The organism is Soehngenia longivitae (assembly GCF_004684055.1).
Taxonomy (GTDB): domain Bacteria; phylum Bacillota; class Clostridia; order Tissierellales; family Tissierellaceae; genus Soehngenia; species Soehngenia longivitae.
In genome coordinates this window covers 1-19,324 of the sequence record NZ_SRIB01000014.1, presented here as the reverse complement: position 1 = coordinate 19,324, position 19,324 = coordinate 1, and the positions used below count along the sequence as shown (strand labels likewise).

The window sequence follows — 19,324 nt, the reverse complement described above, 5'->3', positions numbered from 1 at the left end:
AGTGGCTTATCCTAGACTAATTGTAGATACAAAGAAAATCGAATCAAATGTATCAAAAATAGTTGCACTTGCAAAGGAAGAAGGAATAACAATCGCTGGTGTGACTAAAGGTTTTTGTGCTTATCCAGAAATTGTTAAAGCTTTTATCAATGGAGGTGTAGATTTTTTAGCAGATTCTAGAATAGAGAACTTAAAAAAAATTGCACCGTTTGATATTCCTAAGATGATGCTTCGATTACCGATGATTTCACAAGCAAAAGAAACTGTAGAATATGCTGATATATCACTTAACTCTGAGTTGGATACCATCTATGCGCTAAATGAAGTCAGTGAGAGTTTAGGCAAGATACACAAAGTAATCCTGATGGTTGATCTAGGAGATTTGAGAGAAGGCTATTTTAAGAAAGAAGAACTTTTTAATGCCGTTGATGAAATATTAAAATTGGACAACATAGAGCTTTATGGACTAGGTGTAAACTTAACTTGTTATGGAGGAGTTATACCTAAAAGGCATATATTGCAAAAATTAGCAGACTATAAAAATGAAATTGAAAAAGAATTTGGGATAAAAATAGAAATGTTATCAGGAGGCAACTCTAGTACAGTTCATTTATTAGGTACAGGAAATATTCCTAACGAAATTAATAACTTAAGATTAGGTGAATCGATAATTTTTGGGACAGAATCAGCATATGGAAAACATATTGATGGAACTGATTGCACTGCATTCCAACTAGAAGCTGAGATTATAGAGATCAAAGAAAAACCATCAGTTCCAACCGAGGAAATAGGCAGAGATGCTTTTGGGAATGTACCAACTTTCGTAGATAGAGGAATTAGAAAAAGGTTAATCTGTGCAGTTGGGAAACAAGACATAGATTTAGAAAGTTTATATCCATTAGATAAAGATTTGATAATTTTGGGAGGAAGTTCTGATCATACTATAATCGATGGCTCAGATTCTAAGATAGATTATAGTGTGGGTGACATATTAGCATTTAATCTTCACTATGTGAGCATGTTAAGAGCTATGACTTCTGAATATATTGAGAAAATAATAATTTAAGGGGTTTACAGCCCCTTAAATTTTTAACATATTGATATCTGTTATTTTTTCTATTAATCTGTTTACCAAAAAGCTATTTGTATCTTTATCAAACACGTAATCAGTAACTGTAAAACTGGCAGTTCTAGGACTTATAACAGTTATAGTAAATATATCATTTTCAAGGTATACATAGTAATTAATTTTACCAAGTTGTACATATTCGTCAAAAAGAATAAAAATTTTATCATCATCGTGTATGATTAGCTTAAAAATTTGTCCATCATCCCACATCATTTCACCATCACTATTTTTTTGTGCAGAAGTATATAAATTTATTGCCTCTTCTGTGCCATCTAAATCATAATCATAGTTAAAAGACTCCAATAGAGTTAACTGAGAAAAATCTTCTACTGGAGAAGAAGATATAACTTCTTTTTTATTTTCATCAACTATTTGATTATTTTCATTTTCTGTATTTTCATTCATACACCCAGCTAAAAATATTGATAACATAAGCGATAGAATAAGGACAATATATTTAATATTAGGCTTCATAATAGTGCCTCCCAAGCTTTTATTTGTTCTCTAACTTTTGTACTTGTTTTTGGTAGTGTTTATATAAAGAGTAAAATTCACCGCTATATGGTTTTTTCCAAGGTTTCTTTTTTCCACAGAAATGAAGTATTACGGTGTTGTCGAATATATAGTCCATATCTACCTTTCCTTTACTTAAGAATTTATAATAAGTATAAAACCTTGTATCATAATTATATAAAATCTCATCGACATCTTTTATATCTTTAGAATACAGTGAATTTAAAATATCTTGGTCTGGTAATATTAATATAGCTTTATTTTTTTCTATAAAATCATATATTACTTTCTCTTCAATTCTTTTCCTTTGCTCAGTCAGATTCATCATCAATACGCCTGAATTATAGTATTCTTCAATTTGGTATTGTAGGAGCCTTATCTTATTAATACCTTTTATGAAGATTTTATTGTGGTGACAAGCTGCAAAAAGGTTATTGCCAAAATCCACATTATAAAGATCGTTTATCTCATTTATAACAAGTATATCAGGATCTAAGTAAAGAATCCTCTCCATGTTTTTTGGTAAATATTTATGAGCAAATAATCTGTAATACATTTCTTCGCTATAATAGGATACAACTGGAGCGTTTTTAAAATCATCACTTGAAACTTTGATTGGGTAAAATGAGTTGTTTGGCCAATTATTAACTATATAATCATTTAATGAATTCAGTTTATCTTGTGGGATCTTAGAGTGCATCAAATAAATATCAAAATTACTGTTTTCATTATTAGAAAATAGCGAATAAAGCATTACTTTTAGCGGATTAATGTAATTTGAGTCTAGACATACTAATATATTCAACAAAAACATCCCCTTATTGTAAAAAAAGATTATTTCACATATTTATTATACACAATTTTGAGTTAAATAGATAGGAATTTGATTTTATATAATTGTTTCATTATTTATGATATAATAAAGTAATTATATAAATTATATTTTAGTTGGTGATTTTATGGATTTATTTTCAATATCGATGGAGCGCTTTTTGGAAAAAAATGCACCATTATCTGACAGACTTAGGCCTAGAAATATTGAAAATTTCGTCGGGCAAACACATATCATTGGTGAGGGAAAGTTTTTGACCAGAGCTATAAAAGCTGATCGAATTACATCGATGATTTTTTATGGCCCACCTGGAACAGGAAAAACTACATTAGCAATGGTGATAGCAAATTCTACTAAAATGAATTTTGAAAAAATTTCAGCTGTTACCTCTGGAGTAAAAGAGATAAGAGAGGTAATAAACAAAGCAGAAGAATCTTTAAAAATAGCAAATAAGAGAACAATCCTTTTTATTGATGAAATTCATAGATTCAATAAAGCTCAACAAGATGCGTTGTTGCCTTTTGTTGAAAAAGGAATTATAATTTTAATAGGTGCCACTACAGAAAATCCTTATTTTGAAATAAACAAGGCACTTCTTTCTAGAATGATGGTGATAGAGCTAAAGCCATTAAGCAGAGATGAATTGAGCATTTTATTAGATAGAGCTTTGCATGATAAAGAATATGGATTAGGTGGCTTAAATATCGATATAGGTGATGAAGCAGTAGATTATTTACTTACAGTTGCTGATGGTGATGCAAGGGTTTTATTAAACTCATTAGAAATAGGAGTTTTATCAACAGAGCCACTTGATGATGGAGTAAGGCACATTTCTTTAGATGATATTAAGAACTCAATCCAAATGAAATCATTTAAATATGATAAGGGTTCAGATGAACACTACGATACAATTTCTGCTTTTATAAAGAGTATGAGAGGTTCAGATCCAGATGCTGCAGTTTTTTACCTTGCAAAAATGTTAAATGCAGGAGAAGATCCTAAGTTTATAGCAAGAAGAATTATGATTGCTGCGTCTGAAGATGTTGGAAATGCAGATCCAAATGCTATAATTGTTGCTACAAATGCATTTTATGCGGTCAATGCTATCGGAATGCCTGAAGCAAGGATAATACTATCTCAAGCTACTATTTATGTAGCTTGCGCACCAAAAAGCAATAGTTCCTATCTTGCAATTGATTCAGCACTTGAGGACATAAAAAATGAAGAGTCTGGAGATATACCAGTATATTTAAAGGATGCTAGTTACACTGGTGCAAAGGCTTTAGGACGAGGCATCGATTACAAATACCCACATGATTATGATAATCACTATGTTAATCAAAATTATCTACCCGATAAATTTAAAAATAAAATATATTACAAACCAACTGACTTAGGGTATGAAACTTCAATCAAAAAGTGGTTGGAATTTTTAAAAAAGTCAAACTAGAATAAATTACAAAAGGAGGATTATATGAAACCATCTGTGAAAGATATGTACAAATTTAAAGAAAGTTTTATTGACAAAGAAGTAGAGGTTGAAGGCTGGATTAAAACCAAAAGATCATCAAAAAAATTAGGATTTATTGAGCTAAATGATGGTACGTTTTTTAAAAATTTGCAAGTCATTTATGAAGAAAATATCAATGATTTTGATCAAATAGAAAAATTACCAATATATACAGCCATAAAGGTAATAGGAAGAGTTGTGGAGACTCCAAATGCAAAACAACCTTTTGAAATAAGAGCTCAGGAGATAAGTGTGTTAGCACCGTCAGATAATGATTATCCTATTCAAAAGAAAAAACACTCGCTTGAATATTTAAGGACTTTACAGCACTTAAGACCTAGAACAAATACGTTTAATGCAGTTTTTAGAGTACGATCATTGATGGCTTATGCAATTCATAAATTTTTCCAGGAAAAAGGGTTTGTATATGTAACCACACCAATTATAACTGCATCTGATGCAGAAGGTGCAGGAGAGATGTTTAGAGTGACAACATTGGATTTAAACAATCTACCTATGACAGAAAATGGTGAAATTGATTTAAAAGAAGATTTTTTCGGGAAAGAAACTAACCTAACAGTAAGTGGCCAACTTGAAGCAGAGGCATTTGCATTAGCATTTAAAAATGTTTATACCTTTGGGCCAACTTTTAGAGCCGAGAATTCAAACACAGCTAGACACGCTGCTGAATTTTGGATGATAGAACCTGAAATAGCATTTGCCGATTTATTAGATGATATGAAATTAGCTGAAGAAATGTTTAAATACATTATTAAGTATGTTTTAGAAAATGCTAAAGAAGAGATGGCATTCTTTGATTCCTTTATATCGAATGGATTAATCGATAGGCTCACAAATATAATAAATTCAGATTTTGGAGTGGTTACTTATACTGAAGCTATAGATTTATTAAAGAAAGCAAATGTAAAATTTCAATTCCCTGTAGAGTGGGGGATGGATTTACAAACAGAACATGAAAGATATTTAACAGAGCAAGAGTTTAAAAAACCAATATTTGTAATCGACTATCCAAAAGAGATTAAAGCTTTTTATATGAGAGTAAATGAGGATAATAAAACTGTTGCTGCCATGGACTTATTAGTTCCAGGAGTGGGAGAAATAATAGGAGGCAGTCAAAGGGAAGAGAGGCTTGATGTATTACTAGAAAAAATGAGAGCGAACGATATGAATTTAGATGAATATTGGTGGTATATTGAGCTAAGAAAATATGGTGGAGTTAAACATGCTGGATTTGGACTAGGCTTTGAGAGAGCAGTTATGTATATTACAGGAATGTCGAATATAAGAGATGTTATTCCTTTCCCAAGAACAGTGAATAGTTGCGATTTTTAGATTTATGTTGTAATTTAAATTGGCATTTGGTATACTGAAATAAATTAAATATAAACGATGAAAAGAAGTAGTAAGATGCGCTTGATTTTAAGAGAGTTGTCGATTGGTGAAAGGCAATATTTAAGGTATCTGAACTCGTCTTTGAGTTTCCAATCTAATTGGACGGGATATCTCGTTATATAAATGAGTGGATTAATCAAAAAGAGTGGTACCGCGGAAAGAACCTTTCGTCTCTAAGACGAGAGGTTTAATTTTTGTATACGGAGGGTTTTATATGAAAAATTATGATCACAAACTAATTGAAGGAAAATGGCAAAAAATTTGGGATGAAGAAGATACTTTCAAAGCCAATAACGACAGTGATAAACCAAAATATTATGCATTAGTAGAATTCCCTTATCCATCTGGGGAGGGTTTACATGTAGGACATCCTAGACCATATACAGCATTAGACGTCGTATCCAGAAAGAGAAGGCTTGAAGGATACAATGTTTTATTTCCTATGGGGTGGGATGCTTTTGGACTACCTACAGAAAATTATGCAATTAAAAATAAAATTCACCCCAAAATTGTTACAGAAAAGAACATAAAGAGATTTAAATCTCAATTAAAATCGATTGGTTTTTCGTTTGATTGGTCTAGAGAAATAAATACTACTGATCCTAATTATTATAAATGGACTCAATGGATATTCTTAAAACTTTTTGATAAAGGTTTAGCATACAAGGAGGAAATGCCAATTAATTGGTGTCCTAGTTGTAAAATAGGTCTTGCGAATGAAGAAGTAGTTGGAGGCCATTGTGAACGATGCGGGGGAGAAGTAATAAGAAAAGTTAAAAATCAATGGATGTTAAAAATCACAGAGTATGCTGAAAGGCTTATAAATGATTTAGATATGGTCGACTATATAGAAAGAGTTAAATTACAACAAAAAAATTGGATAGGTAAGTCAGATGGCGCTGAGGTAGAATTTAAAATTTCTAAAACAAATGAAACAATTAAAGTTTTCACCACAAGACCAGATACCATTTTTGGAGCAACTTATATGGTTCTTGCACCAGAACATAAAATAATTGATCAACACAAAGAGTATATTGAAAATTTTGATGAAGTATTAGCTTATAGAGAAGAAGTTATGAAAAAATCTGAATTTGAAAGAACTGAGCTATCTAAGGAGAAGACAGGAGTTGAGCTTAAGGGAATAAAAGCAATTAACCCTGCTAACAATAAAATGATACCTATTTGGATTTCGGATTATGTATTGATTACTTATGGGACGGGTGCAGTGATGGCAGTTCCAGGACATGATGAAAGAGACTGGGAATTTGCTAATAAGTTTAATTTACCAATTGTAGAAGTGATCAAAGGGGGAGATGTTACAAAAGAAGCATATACTAATACTGAAAATGGAATAGTAGTTAATTCTGATTTTTTAAATGGACTAACTGTTAATAAAGCTAAAGAGGAAATAATAAATTGGATTGAAAAAAACAAACTTGGGAAGAGAAAGATTAATTATAAATTAAGAGATTGGGTATTTTCAAGACAAAGATATTGGGGCGAACCAATTCCAATGATATACTGTGAAGATTGTGGATGGGTGAAAGTACCAGAAGAAGAACTTCCGCTGTTATTACCAGAAGTTGAAAATTACGAGCCTACTGATAATGGAGAATCACCATTAGCGAATATACCTGAATGGGTAAATACAACATGTCCAAAATGTGGGAAACCAGCAAAAAGAGAGACTGATACTATGCCTCAATGGGCTGGATCATCATGGTATTTTTTAAGATATACTGATCCGCATAACGATCAAGAATTAGCTTCTAAAGAAGCATTGGATTACTGGATGCCAGTTGACTGGTATAATGGGGGCATGGAACATACTACATTACATTTACTTTATTCAAGATTTTGGCATAAATTTTTGTACGACTGTGGAGTGGTAAAAGATCCAGAGCCATATATGAAAAGAACATCTCATGGCATGATTTTAGGTAATAATAATGAGAAAATGTCAAAATCCAGAGGAAACGTAATAAATCCAGATGATATTGTGAACGAATATGGTGCAGATACACTAAGAACTTACGAGATGTTTATTGGGGATTTTGAAAAAAGTGTACCATGGTCTGAAAATGGATTAAAAGGGTGTAGAAGATTTTTAGAGAGAGTTTGGAAACTTCAAGATATTGTTATAGATAGTAATGAATATACAAAGGCATTAGAGACAAACATTCATAAAACTATAAAAAAAGTATCTTTTGACTATGAAAATTTAAAATTCAATACCGCAATTGCATCTCTAATGAGTTTGTTAAATGATTTTAACGATTATGGGCGAATCACGAAAAAAGATTTAGAAACTTATCTACTTTTACTAAATCCAGTAGCGCCTCATATAACTGAAGAAATATGGTCAAATTTAGGAATTAAGCCGAGTCTAAATAAAAGTGTTTGGCCTAAATATGATGAAGCGAAAACGATAGATGAAATAATTGAAATTCCAGTTCAAATAAACGGTAGAGTTAGAACAACAATAAATGTAGAGTTAAATGAAGAAGAAAGCTCTATTAGGGAAAAAGTCTTTAAAAATGATATTGTTGTCAAGTTTATCGAAGGTAAGAAAATAATAAAAGAAATATATGTACCTAGAAAAATATTTAATATTGTAGTAAAATAAAATTTAGTTCTGCTATATAATTTATAGCAGAACTAAAATATTTTTATAATGGAGGGAATTTTATGTCAGTAAAGATAATTACAGATAGTACTGCATATTTATCAAAAGAATATGTAGAAAAAGAAGATATTACAGTTGTACCGTTGCATTATATGTTTGATGGTGTCGAGTATATAGAAGGATTTAAAGGGGAATTTGAACAATATTTTGACAAGCTTCAAAAAAGTAAATCCTTTCCAACAACTTCACAACCTTCCGCAGGAGAGTTTAAAGAAGCATATTTGAAAGCTTTTGAGAAATATGACGAAATAATAGTGATTGTTTTATCTTCTAAACTTAGCGGAACTTACAATAGTGCAATAGCTGCTAAAGAATTATTAGAAGATAGAAAAATCACTATTATTGATAGTTTGGCAACAGTTGCGGCCTTGAAATTTTTAATTGAAGATGCTGTTGAGTTAGCAAAAAATGGTAAAAATTCTGATGAAATAGCATCATATATTGAAGAAAAAAAATCAAAATTAAAAGTTTTAGCTTTACCAGATACCTTGGAATATTTAAAAAGAGGAGGCAGGATATCTCCTCTACAAGCTAATATTGGAAATTTAATTAATATTAAACCCATTATTCAATTGAAAGACGGAGAACTAACTGTATTAGAAAAAGTTAGAGGCAAAAATAATGCCCTAAATAGAGTTGTTGAATTAGTAGAAGAAGCCCATAGAGCGACAATATGCCAAATACTTTGCTATGAAGATGCAATTAAATTTAAAGAGCTACTACAAACAAAATATCCAAACTTGAATATAGATATAGATGAAATTGGGCCTGTCATAGGTTCCCACCTTGGCCCTAAAGCTATGGGCATCTGTTGGTATTAAAAATAAAAGCAAAAAAGACTGTAAAAAGTCCTTTTTGCTTTTATTTGTGTAAGAATATGTTATAATAATAACGGGATAATAATTTTGGAGGTGTATGATGAAAAAAATATTAATTACTGGAGCTTTAGGCCAGATTGGTTCTGAATTAACTGTAAAAATGAGAGGACTTTATGGTAAGGACAACGTTATCATAAGTGATATTGAAAAGAAAAGTGGAAAAGAAGACTTAACAGAGAGTGGACCATTTGAAATAATTAATGTATTAGATGCAAAACAAATTTCTGATGTTGTAGACAAATATAAAATCGATACTATTGTAAATTTAGCTGCTATATTATCTGCAGTAGGCGAGAAAAACCCTAATTTATGTTGGCAGATTAATATGACTGGATTATATAATGTGTTAGAGATAGCGAGAGAGAAAGGTTTAAGAATCTTTACACCTAGTTCTATTGCTGTATTTGGCCCTAATACACCTAAAGATTTAACTCCTCAAGATACTATCATGAGGCCGACTACAATGTATGGTGTAACTAAAGTATCAGGAGAGTTATTATGTGATTACTATTATAAAAAATTTGGAGTTGACACTCGAGGAGTAAGATTCCCTGGAATAATATCTTATAATACCTTACCTGGCGGCGGCACAACTGATTATGCAGTTCATATTTATTACGATGCTGTTTTAAAGAAATCATATACAAGTTTTATTGATAAAGGAACTTATATGGACATGATGTATATTCCTGATGCATTAGATGCAGTAATTAATTTGTTAGAAGCCGATGGTAGCAAACTAATTCATCGAAATGCTTTTAATATCACAGCTATGAGTATAGAACCAGAAGACATCGCAAATTCTATAAGGAAATTCATACCTGAATTCAGATTAGATTATGACGTTGATCCAGTTAGGCAAAAAATTGCAGAATCATGGCCCAATTCATTAGATGATTCTGAAGCTAGAAAACAATGGGGATGGAAACCTAATTATGATTTAGACAGCATGACTAAAGATATGCTTGAGAAATTAAATATGAAATTAAATATAGAATTAAATATAAAATAGTACAAAAGAGGTCCCTTTTTAGGTACCTCTTTTAGTATGTTAGAATTATGTAGGTTTATAGAACTTTAAGAAAATATTTATTTAGCTCTTATTTATTAAATTAAGTTTTTCAGCATGTGATAGAGTTTTTATTTGATACTCTCTTTTTAGCGCAATTGATTTATCATCAAAAGATTCATAATACAGAAGCTCAATAGGCAACCTACTTCTAGTGTATTTTGCACCCTTACCAGAATTGTGGATTTTAAATCGCCTATGAAGATTATTTGTAAATCCAGTGTATAAAGAACCATCAGCACATAATCCAATATATACATAATACATTTTACTGATTCTCCTCATTTAAAAAAGCACAATTTACTATTTTTTTTGACAAATCATAATTATGGCCTTTTCTTTGTAAAAAAGCAATGGCTTTAGCAGTTGCTTTGTATTTGTCAACGACATATTCCTTTTGATATTTTGATTTTATAAGATCACATAGCTTTTCGTAGTCAACGAAGGAATGGTTTTGAATGTTATCTTGAATGATTGATTCATCAACACCTTTTCTCTTCAATTCATAAGCTATTTTATACTCTCCCCAGTTGTTATTCGAAGATTTATAATAAATGAATTTTTTCGTGTATTCATTATCATCAAGTAATCCATTTTCTATTAGTTTTTGAATGACAGATTCAATGGTTGCACTATTATAGTTTTTCTTTAAAAGGTAATTTTTAACTTCAAAAATTGTTCTGTCTCTATATGACAAATATTTTAAGGATAGTTCGTAAGCTTTTTTATATAAAAGGCCACTATCAGATGAACTAGAATTAGATTTGTCTGTTACATATTCTTCGCTTTTTACTTCTATGTGTTCTTCATTATCAAGAATAATGATTTTTTTATTGTTCTTGACTTTAATATCTTTAATTATTTTCATTTTAATCAACAGAATCCTTTTGAGAGATCAAATATATACCAACTATCACTAACAATACTGGCCATAGTTTTTTAATATTATAAAATAAATAGCTAAAATCATAAGACAATATCTTAGCAAGCAATAACAATCCAATTACAACTAAAGCAATACCTAAGGATTTCATAGAATTATAATTTTGATTCTTTGGGTTTGAATTTACTTCAGAAAATCCATTTTCTTCTGGTATTATAAAAGCGCAAATTACATATGCAATCAACATAGCCCCAAATGAGATTAGAGATAATACTATAAATGCCAATCTTACCACAGTTGAACTGATGTTAAAGTATTCAGCTAAACCACCACAAACACCAAATAATATTTTATCGTTTTTTGAACGTGTCAATTTTTTCATTTTACCACCTCTCATTCATGATATCAGAAAAGAAAACATAAATAAATATATATTTAAAGAATTCCATTTATTAATAAACTGTGATAACATTAGAAATGGTGATGAAAATGTTCAATATATTGTCTATATTAGCGAAGTATGTTTTTGTATTTATCATATATACGTTTATATTTCTGATAATCAGAATGATTTATCTTGACATAAATTCATTATCAAAATTAGAAAATTATAATGGGGCTTATTTAAAGTTATTAAATAGATTAGAAAATCTGCCATATAAATTGAATGATAGTTATTCGATAGGGCAAGAAATATCATTAGGTAGAAGTAATAATAATGATATAGTTTTAAAAGATCCCTACATATCAAAACGTCATTTTAGAATAGTGAAGGATGAGAATGAATATTTTATTGAAGACTTAAATAGTTCAAATGGGACTTATGTAAATGGAGAAAGAATATTTGATGTAAAGAAATTGGCATATGGTGATATCATAAAAGTAGGCAATATTGAGTTTATGTTTATCAACTTAGAGTAGGAGAATAAGATGAAAAAATTAAACTTTGAAGTAACAAGGAATTTGTTATTTATTTTTGAACTTATTTCACTATCATTAATTTTTTTATTCAATTGGCCAAATATTGATAAAAACACTATATATATTTCTTTAGGCCTAATAGGGTTAGTCTATGTTTCTAATATTTTACTATTTAAATTATCAAAAGGTGATCACTATATATTTTTGATCGTATGCATGCTGATGTCAATTGGTGTAATAATGATTTATAGAATTGATCAGGCATTGGGGTTAAGGCAATTAAAATGGTTATATATAGGAATTATTAGTTTTTTTATCACATATGTGCTTTTTAAATCATACAATAGATGGAGTAATCACTTTAATCTATATTTAGCAGCAAGCTATATCCTTTTTTTTGGAACACTAATATTTGGATTTAGCACGCATGGTTCCATCAGATGGATAAGTATTGGGGGAATATCATTTCAACCATCAGAACTCATTAAAATTATATTTATATTCATACTAGCATGTATTTATTCAGACAATTCTTTTATGTCTAAACCCAAAATAACAAAATATAAAGAACTAGTAACAATGATGTTAGTTTATTCATTTATAGCTATCTTGTTTATCCAACGAAATTTAGGAGCATCAGTTGTATTTTTTGCCATTTATTTAGGTATTCAATATATTTATGCTGAAGATAATAAATATGCTATATTAAACATTTTCTTATTTGCTGTTGGTGGCACAATTGGATACTTTTTATTCGATCATGTAAAAATAAGATTTTTAACGTGGTTAAATCCTTGGGAATATATAGATACAATTGGGTATCAAATAACACAATCTTTGTTTGCAATCGCTGAGGGTGGATTTTTTGGCACTGGGGTTGGAAGAGGGCATCCTAATTTTATTCCTTTGGCTTACAACGATTTTATTTTTTCTGCCATAGTAGAAGAAATGGGGATTTTCACAGGGATAGCAATAGTAATGTTATACATGATACTTGTGTACAGGGGCTTTAAGATAGCTTTAAAACAAAAAGATGTATTTTATAGAATCATATCTATTGGTATCAGCCTATTATTGGGAATCCAGACATTTATAATTATAGGAGGAGTAATTAAATTAATACCGCTAACAGGATTAACCCTTCCTTTTGTTTCCTATGGGGGGACTTCTATACTAACTAGTTTTATAGCATTAGGTATATTGCAAGGAGCTTCTGAAAAGGAGATATACGGAGGTTCTAAAAATGAATGATGTTGAAAAGAAAAAAATACTTAGAGTTTTATCATTGATGGTCCTACTAAATGTTACTTTAGTTTTGTATTTGAGTTATTTCCAAATATTTCAAGCAGACAAAATCAAGCAAAGTTCATATAACAAAAGATTGTGGGCAAATGAAGACAAAGTATTAAGAGGAAGCTTTTATGACAGAAACAAAAAGGTTCTAGTTTATTCTGAGAAGGATGAAGAAGAAAAGATTAATAGAATATACAAATACGATCATTTATATAGTCATATAATTGGATATAGCTCAAGAGAATATGGAAAAGCAGGGCTAGAAAAGAGCTACAATTCATATTTGCTTGATGAAGGTAACTTTTTTGATATTAGTGGAGTAAAAGAACTACTGGATAAAGAAAGCATTGGAAATGACATTGTACTCACGATAGACCATGATATGCAATTAAAAACTAGAGAATTATTGCTAGGGAAAAAAGGAAGCATCATAACAATGAATCCCAAAACAGGTGAGATATATTCTATGATTAGTATGCCTGATTTCAATGTAAATACGTTAAAAGATGACTGGGATAAAATCATAGATGATACAAATAGTCCTCTCTTAAATAGAGCAACACAAGGTTTGTATCCTCCAGGTTCTACTTTTAAAATAATCACTGCTTTATCTTCACTTCAAAATAATATCGACAATGATGATTTTACATGTACTGGAAGTACTACAATTAATGGATATACTATTAGGGATTATGACAGTAAAAGTCATGGAATTGTTGATATGAACGAAGCATTTAGAGTATCTTGTAATACTTATTTTGCAGAAATAGCTGTTAAATTAGGTCAATCTAATATTTTACAAACATCAGAAAAATTTTATTTTAATAAAGATTTTGACTTTGACTTAGATATTAAAAAGTCATCTTTCCCAACAAATAAAATGGATAAAACAGAACTTGCTGCTTCAGGTATAGGGCAAGGTAAAATTTTAGCAACTCCTTTAGAAATGCTTATGGTAGCTTCTGGCATAGCAAATGATGGAAATATAGTCAAACCACATCTGGTATCGAAGGTACTGACACATGATGGTATATTGGTAAAATCTAATGATATAGAGATTCTATCAAACGCAGGTAGTCATAATGATGTTGAACAAATAAAAAACATGATGGTCGAAGTTGTAGAAAATGGCACAGGGACACAAGCTAAAATCAATGGAATAACGGTAGCAGGCAAGACAGGAACAGCTGAAAATGCATCGGGGAATAATCATGCTTGGTTTGTTGGATTTGCACCGGCAGAAGACCCAAAAATAGCAGTAGTTGTTCTATTAGAAGAAGAAGGTTCTACAGGCGGATCTAAAGCAGCTCCGATAGCAGGAGAATTAATTAAATTTGGATTAAATAATATAAAATAGGGGGGCTAATTTTGAATATTAAAGAAAGAAAAGAAATTCCGGATAAGTACAAGTGGAGATTAGATGACATTTACAAAGACAACCATGATTTAGAGAAGGATTTATCCTTATTAAGAAGTAAATGGGAAGAATTAGCAAGGTTGAAAGACAAATTAACTTTAAACTCAAATAATTTACTCGAAGGTTTAGTATTAAGAGATGACATATTGAGGTTATCTGAAAAAATATACTCATATGCTAGTATGCAATTAGACCAAGATACTAGAGTAAATGAATCTTTAGCTTTATTTGATAAAGCTCTAACTATTTATTCTCAGTCGCTTGATGCATTAGCTTTTTTTGTACCTGAACTACTGAAAGAGAATGAAAGTGATTTAAGGTTACTACTCAATCAAGACATTAGACTGAATAAATACATTCATTTCTTTGAAAATATTATTAGAAATAAAAATCATATTTTATCAGATAAAGAAGAATCAATAATTGCTCAATATAGTGAAGTTTTGATGGCACCAGAAAATATATACTCTATATTTAATGGATCTGATTTAAGCTTCCCAAGTGTAAAAAAAGATGATATTGAGATTGAAATAACACAAGGTAATTTTATACAATTATTAGAAAATGATGATCGAGACTTTAGACAGATAGTTTTTAATGAATTTTATAAAGTTTTCTCTAAGTATAAAAATACTTTAGCTTCAACTTTGGCTGGTAACATTAAAAAGAATACTATTACGGCTAAGATAAGAAAATATAATTCTGCCATCGAAGCAAGTCTTTCAGAAAACAGTATAGAAATGGTAGTTTATGATAACTTACTAAAGAGCATTCATGAAAACTTAGACACATTGTATAAATATATAAACATTAGAAAGAGAGCAATGCAACTCGATGAGATTCATATGTATGACTTATATACCCCTATAGTAAAAGATGTTTACCCTAGTATAGACTACGAAACTGGGAAAAACATGGTATTAGAAGGGCTCATGCCACTAGGCGAAGACTATATTAGCATTGTTGAAAAAGCATTTAATGAAGGATGGATTGATGTTTACGAGAACAAAGGCAAAAGGTCTGGTGCATACTCTGGAGGATCATATGATACAAAACCATATATTTTGCTTAATTATCATGATAGGCTAGACGATGTCTTTACTATAGCCCATGAAATGGGTCATTCTATGCATAGCTATTATACGAGAAAAAATCAACCATATATTAATGGAAGCTATAGCATTTTTGTAGCTGAAGTGGCTTCAACTGTTAATGAAATATTGTTATTGCTCAATTTAATAGAAAAATCTACATCAAAAGAAGAAAAAGCATATTTAATTAATCATTATATTGAAAGTTTTAGAACTACTGTTTTTAGACAAGCTCTGTTTGCTGAATTTGAAAAGAAAATATATGAATATGTTGAAAATGGCAATTCAATTACAGCAGATTTTTTGAGTGATACGTACAAAGAACTAAATAAGTTATACTATGGAAATGAAATAGTAATAGATGATTTAATTTCTGTAGAGTGGGCAAGGATACCACATTTTTACTATAATTTTTATGTATATCAATATGCCACTGGATTTTGTGCAGCAGTTACTTTGGCAACCAATATTAAAAATAACGTATCGGGTAGTTTAGAAAAATATTTAGATTTTTTAAGAAGCGGTGATTCAGATTATCCTATTAACGTTTTAAAGAAAGCAGGAGTAGATATGACATCACCAGAACCACTTTATAAAGCTTTGAATATATTTAAAGATTTAGTAATGGATTTTGATGAATTGATATAGTTAAGAAATTAAAACCAAATGCTTCCGAAATCTTAAAGTTCTACTTTAAGTATTTGATGGAAGCATTTTGGTTTTAATTTATAAGAACTTGCTTTTTAAATTTTCCCAATACATATCTTTACTGAAATTCAATTTTGAAATAATTTTTTTTGACATTGTCAGATCAACAGTAACTATATTGTTATATTTATATTCAAAACCATCATTAATGACCAGCATAGAATTCATATATCTTCTCTCGGGTTTTATTTCTATGACAGAATCGCCAGGAATTATTGCACTATTTGGCAAACTTCTATAAGCATTTGAAATAATTGGAGCTAATGGTGTTATTTGGAGTGCTTTTATGCTAGGATAAACAATACTTCCTCCGACTGAATAATTATAAGCCGTGCTACCAACTGGAGTAGATATAATTAAACCATCACCGCTGAATTTTTCAAGATGATTATTGTCGATTGAAACATCGAGATGAATTATTTTAGAACCTATTCCCTTTATTACAATCTCATTAATAGCAGTTTGATAATAACATTTTTCACTTGTACATATGGATGCATTTACAAGATATATCTTATCTATTGTGTAATCATTATTTATATATCTATGAATAAATGTATCTATTTTTTCAGGGACTATTTCTTGAAAAAAACCTAAGTGTCCGGTATTAATACCAACGAATGGTATATATGGGAATTTGTGTTTGTGAACAGATCTTAAGAAAGCACCATCCCCACCAATGCAAATGTTTAATTCTGCTTTATCATTATAATCAATAGATGGTGTAAAACCATTGAATTTCAATTTATCAATTAATAGATCTGAGGTTTTCTTTGATTCATAATTTTTATTTGAGAGTATATTAATAATCCTTTCACTCAAAACTATCCCGCCCTTTATCTTTTTACATAAACTTGTTATAATGATTGTAACATATTTAATATTTTTTATAAATATAAGTTAGGAGTAAATAATGTATTCAAATGAGAATCAAATAACATTTATAAATAAAGAAAAAGATATCGAATTAAAAGATTTTTTGTTAAGTAATTGTATATCAAATAGACTTTACAGAAGTTTATATAAGAGCAAGAAAATATATATAAATGGGGTTCAATTAAATAAGGATTTTATTGTAAGGAAAAATGACTTTGTTACAATATTTTTCGAAGATGAAACCTGTGATATAGAACCACAAAAAATGGATCTAGATATAGTTTACGAAGACGAAGATTTAATTGTGGTAAATAAGCCACCGTTTATGTTAGTTCATCCAACTAAAAATTATCCTGATGATACTTTATCTAATGGCATCGCTTTTTATTTTAAGCAGAATAAACTAAAAAGAAAAATTCGCATAGTTAACAGATTAGATCGAGATACTTCTGGATTAGTAATTTTTGCTAAAAATCAATTTGCTCATCAGCAAATGGCTTTGCAATTAGAAGATGGTAGATTAGAAAAATATTATTATGCGATAGTAGAAGGTATAGTTAAAGCTGATGAAGGAATCATTGAGCAGCCAATAGCGCAGAAACTTGATAGTTATGGGCGAGAAATAAGAGAAGATGGTGATTATTCAAAGACTTATTATAAAGTATTAGAAAGATTAACTGATATTACATTGTTAAGGGTGAAGACATTTACGGGTAGAACTCACCAAATTAGAGTGCACTTAGATTATATAGGGCATCCGATAATTGGAGACACTTTATATCACAAAAAAAATGATTTCATAAATAGACAAGCATTACATGCCAATAGCTTAATATTCTATAAATTGAGGACTAAGAGTAAGATTGAATTAAACACTAATCTTCCTAATGATATGAAATTACTACTGAAGCAATACAAATCAGTTTTTGTTGAAAAGTAGCTATAAAAGTACTATAATAAAATTAAAGATAAAAACACATTAGAAGTCTGCAGTGTTCGTTATTCTTATATAATTCAACCGACATATTTTATATGGGAACCCGACTGTTTGGCGTTGGATAACATGCCTAGTAAGCTAGGTAGTTAGAAAACGCCAACAGGGTACCCACCTGCATCAGTGCGGGTGTGAATTAATAAAGAAGACGGCACTGCGGATTTTTAATATTATATGTTTATTGGATATTTCTTTCGCTGTTTATAAAAATATATATGCTTAAATCCCAAATTTTTTAATAATTTCTCTGCAGTTTTATATTCATATCCAATATATTCACAAACATGTGAATCTGATCCAAAAGTAATTATTTCTCCGCCATATTTTTTGTATAGACTTAATATAGATGGTTTAGGGTGAATAAAATCCAAATTATACCTTAAAGAAGCGGAATTGATTTCCAAACCCTTATTATTTTGAATCAACAAATTTAATATCTTACTTATCTTATCATTTATAATATTCGAATTGTCATAAATATATTGGGTGTTAAAATACCTATCAATAAAATCTATATGGCCTAATGTATCATAGTTATTAAAATTAGTAACACATTCTAGCATTTGATCATAGTATTTTTCTAAAAGCAAAGAAGAGTCCACATCTTCTGGGTTTGAACCATTGAAGATATCTTTACCATCTATAGAATGTATAGACATAATTACGAAATCGAAAGGATAATTATTGATAAATTCATCATATCTACTGTATAAATTTGGTTGCATACCTATTTCTACGCCAATTAATATTTCTAAGTCATTCTTGTATTTATGTTTAATTTTTTTTAAATCTCGAAAATAATCATCTGGTCTAAACATAATATCAGCACCGTCTATTGACGATTCAAAATCAACATGATCAGTAATGCATATGTACTTTAAATTTCTTTCGATAGCTTTTTTTGCTATATTGTCTAAAGATTCTTTAGAATCAACTGAAAAATCACTGTGTATATGAAAATCAAGCATATGAATCCTCCTTTTTATTACAACATAATTTTACTTAGTGTAAAATAATTGTTGGACAAAGAACATAAAAATATAGAGAATAATTCTCCTTTTGATATAATGTAATTGGAAAACCACAATAAAGAAAGGAGAATATTCTCTAT

Annotated in this window: 18 protein-coding genes, 1 other RNA gene and 1 other annotated feature; of the genes, 12 read left to right on the top strand and 7 right to left on the bottom strand. The window is 29.8% G+C overall.

Annotation, left to right across the window (positions count from 1 at the left end; genetic code table 11):
• The first annotated feature begins 1 nt into the window (after position 1).
• On the top strand, positions 2-1,066 hold the full coding sequence (gene orr, locus E4100_RS08665; protein ID WP_135271654.1) for an ornithine racemase Orr: 1,065 nt from the start codon (positions 2-4) through the stop codon (positions 1,064-1,066).
• A gap of 15 nt (positions 1,067-1,081) precedes the next feature.
• On the opposite strand, the gene E4100_RS08660 is transcribed toward orr, so the two are convergent.
• Entirely contained in the window at positions 1,082-1,603 is a 522-nt protein-coding gene (locus E4100_RS08660; RefSeq protein ID WP_135271653.1) for a hypothetical protein, read from the bottom strand.
• Positions 1,604-1,622: 19 nt separating this feature from the next.
• On the bottom strand, positions 1,623-2,447 hold the full coding sequence (locus E4100_RS08655; protein WP_209315327.1) for a glycosyltransferase family 8 protein: 825 nt from the start codon (positions 2,445-2,447) through the stop codon (positions 1,623-1,625).
• 154 nt (positions 2,448-2,601) lie between these two features.
• Between E4100_RS08655 and E4100_RS08650 the strand changes: the two genes are divergently transcribed.
• The 5 genes from E4100_RS08650 (at position 2,602) to E4100_RS08630 (ending at position 9,973) form a co-directional block, all read left to right on the top strand.
• Positions 2,602-3,924 (top strand): replication-associated recombination protein A, encoded by a 1,323-nt coding sequence (locus tag E4100_RS08650; RefSeq protein ID WP_135271651.1) that lies wholly within the window; start codon positions 2,602-2,604, stop codon positions 3,922-3,924.
• 24 nt (positions 3,925-3,948) lie between these two features.
• The gene (asnS, locus tag E4100_RS08645; protein WP_135271650.1) at positions 3,949-5,337 is read left to right on the top strand and encodes an asparagine--tRNA ligase; all 1,389 of its coding nucleotides are present in this window, start codon (positions 3,949-3,951) and stop codon (positions 5,335-5,337) included.
• Between the two features lie 48 nt (positions 5,338-5,385).
• Positions 5,386-5,575 (top strand) — a binding site (T-box leader).
• Positions 5,576-5,611: 36 nt separating this feature from the next.
• Positions 5,612-8,023, top strand: coding sequence for a leucine--tRNA ligase (leuS, locus tag E4100_RS08640; protein ID WP_135271649.1), 2,412 nt, complete (start codon positions 5,612-5,614; stop codon positions 8,021-8,023).
• 62 nt (positions 8,024-8,085) lie between these two features.
• Complete coding sequence (locus tag E4100_RS08635; protein ID WP_135271648.1) at positions 8,086-8,904, top strand: DegV family protein; 819 nt, start codon at positions 8,086-8,088, stop codon at positions 8,902-8,904.
• Between the two features lie 97 nt (positions 8,905-9,001).
• Complete coding sequence (locus tag E4100_RS08630) at positions 9,002-9,973, top strand: L-threonine 3-dehydrogenase (RefSeq protein ID WP_135271647.1); 972 nt, start codon at positions 9,002-9,004, stop codon at positions 9,971-9,973.
• Positions 9,974-10,054: 81 nt separating this feature from the next.
• On the opposite strand, the gene E4100_RS08625 is transcribed toward E4100_RS08630, so the two are convergent.
• The 3 genes from E4100_RS08625 to E4100_RS08615 are packed head-to-tail and all read right to left on the bottom strand — an operon-like array spanning position 10,055 to position 11,295.
• Entirely contained in the window at positions 10,055-10,297 is a 243-nt protein-coding gene (locus E4100_RS08625) for a GIY-YIG nuclease family protein (RefSeq protein WP_135271646.1), read from the bottom strand.
• 1 nt (position 10,298) lies between these two features.
• Positions 10,299-10,898, bottom strand: a complete 600-nt coding sequence (locus tag E4100_RS08620) for a regulatory protein RecX (RefSeq protein ID WP_245196389.1) — start codon at positions 10,896-10,898, stop codon at positions 10,299-10,301.
• Position 10,899: 1 nt separating this feature from the next.
• Positions 10,900-11,295 (bottom strand): PspC domain-containing protein, encoded by a 396-nt coding sequence (locus E4100_RS08615; RefSeq protein WP_167792110.1) that lies wholly within the window; start codon positions 11,293-11,295, stop codon positions 10,900-10,902.
• Between the two features lie 107 nt (positions 11,296-11,402).
• On the opposite strand from E4100_RS08615, the gene E4100_RS08610 reads away from it, so the two are divergent.
• From E4100_RS08610 to pepF, 4 genes are read left to right on the top strand one after another with little or no spacing between them, the layout of a single operon-like run.
• Positions 11,403-11,834: an FHA domain-containing protein gene (locus E4100_RS08610; protein ID WP_135271643.1), complete on the top strand. Its 432-nt coding sequence runs from the start codon at positions 11,403-11,405 to the stop codon at positions 11,832-11,834.
• Between the two features lie 9 nt (positions 11,835-11,843).
• Positions 11,844-13,085, top strand: coding sequence for an FtsW/RodA/SpoVE family cell cycle protein (locus E4100_RS08605; protein ID WP_135271642.1), 1,242 nt, complete (start codon positions 11,844-11,846; stop codon positions 13,083-13,085).
• Positions 13,078-14,484: a peptidoglycan D,D-transpeptidase FtsI family protein gene (locus E4100_RS08600; protein ID WP_135271641.1), complete on the top strand. Its 1,407-nt coding sequence runs from the start codon at positions 13,078-13,080 to the stop codon at positions 14,482-14,484. Before E4100_RS08605 ends, E4100_RS08600 begins: the two co-directional genes overlap by 8 nt.
• An 11-nt stretch (positions 14,485-14,495) precedes the next feature.
• On the top strand, positions 14,496-16,283 hold the full coding sequence (pepF, locus tag E4100_RS08595; RefSeq protein ID WP_245196386.1) for an oligoendopeptidase F: 1,788 nt from the start codon (positions 14,496-14,498) through the stop codon (positions 16,281-16,283).
• A 78-nt stretch (positions 16,284-16,361) separates the two neighbouring features.
• On the opposite strand, the gene E4100_RS08590 is transcribed toward pepF, so the two are convergent.
• Entirely contained in the window at positions 16,362-17,165 is an 804-nt protein-coding gene (locus E4100_RS08590; protein WP_135271639.1) for an NAD(+)/NADH kinase, read from the bottom strand.
• A gap of 91 nt (positions 17,166-17,256) precedes the next feature.
• Here E4100_RS08590 and E4100_RS08585 point away from each other — a divergent pair, with 91 nt between their 5' ends.
• Both E4100_RS08585 and ssrS read left to right on the top strand, forming a co-directional pair.
• The gene (locus tag E4100_RS08585) at positions 17,257-18,159 is read left to right on the top strand and encodes an RluA family pseudouridine synthase (RefSeq protein WP_135271638.1); all 903 of its coding nucleotides are present in this window, start codon (positions 17,257-17,259) and stop codon (positions 18,157-18,159) included.
• A gap of 41 nt (positions 18,160-18,200) precedes the next feature.
• Positions 18,201-18,380: non-coding RNA, 6S RNA (ssrS, locus tag E4100_RS08580), on the top strand.
• A 3-nt stretch (positions 18,381-18,383) separates the two neighbouring features.
• Here ssrS and E4100_RS08575 read toward each other — a convergent pair.
• On the bottom strand, positions 18,384-19,181 hold the full coding sequence (locus E4100_RS08575) for a histidinol-phosphatase HisJ family protein (protein ID WP_135271637.1): 798 nt from the start codon (positions 19,179-19,181) through the stop codon (positions 18,384-18,386).
• Between the last annotated feature and the right edge of the window lie 143 nt (positions 19,182-19,324).

What these genes read in the sequence shown, in the direction of transcription:
- E4100_RS08660 (WP_135271653.1), bottom strand. Translation starts at nt 1,603, where the DNA reads ATGAAGCCTAATATTAAATATATTGTCCTTATTCTATCGCTTATGTTA.
- E4100_RS08650 (WP_135271651.1), top strand. Translation starts at nt 2,602, where the DNA reads ATGGATTTATTTTCAATATCGATGGAGCGCTTTTTGGAAAAAAATGCA.
- asnS (WP_135271650.1), top strand. Translation starts at nt 3,949, where the DNA reads ATGAAACCATCTGTGAAAGATATGTACAAATTTAAAGAAAGTTTTATT.
- leuS (WP_135271649.1), top strand. Translation starts at nt 5,612, where the DNA reads ATGAAAAATTATGATCACAAACTAATTGAAGGAAAATGGCAAAAAATT.
- E4100_RS08635 (WP_135271648.1), top strand. Translation starts at nt 8,086, where the DNA reads ATGTCAGTAAAGATAATTACAGATAGTACTGCATATTTATCAAAAGAA.
- E4100_RS08630 (WP_135271647.1), top strand. Translation starts at nt 9,002, where the DNA reads ATGAAAAAAATATTAATTACTGGAGCTTTAGGCCAGATTGGTTCTGAA.
- E4100_RS08625 (WP_135271646.1), bottom strand. Translation starts at nt 10,297, where the DNA reads ATGTATTATGTATATATTGGATTATGTGCTGATGGTTCTTTATACACT.
- E4100_RS08620 (WP_245196389.1), bottom strand. Translation starts at nt 10,898, where the DNA reads ATGAAAATAATTAAAGATATTAAAGTCAAGAACAATAAAAAAATCATT.
- E4100_RS08615 (WP_167792110.1), bottom strand. Translation starts at nt 11,295, where the DNA reads ATGAAAAAATTGACACGTTCAAAAAACGATAAAATATTATTTGGTGTT.
- E4100_RS08610 (WP_135271643.1), top strand. Translation starts at nt 11,403, where the DNA reads ATGTTCAATATATTGTCTATATTAGCGAAGTATGTTTTTGTATTTATC.
- E4100_RS08605 (WP_135271642.1), top strand. Translation starts at nt 11,844, where the DNA reads ATGAAAAAATTAAACTTTGAAGTAACAAGGAATTTGTTATTTATTTTT.
- E4100_RS08600 (WP_135271641.1), top strand. Translation starts at nt 13,078, where the DNA reads ATGAATGATGTTGAAAAGAAAAAAATACTTAGAGTTTTATCATTGATG.
- E4100_RS08585 (WP_135271638.1), top strand. Translation starts at nt 17,257, where the DNA reads ATGTATTCAAATGAGAATCAAATAACATTTATAAATAAAGAAAAAGAT.
- E4100_RS08575 (WP_135271637.1), bottom strand. Translation starts at nt 19,181, where the DNA reads ATGCTTGATTTTCATATACACAGTGATTTTTCAGTTGATTCTAAAGAA.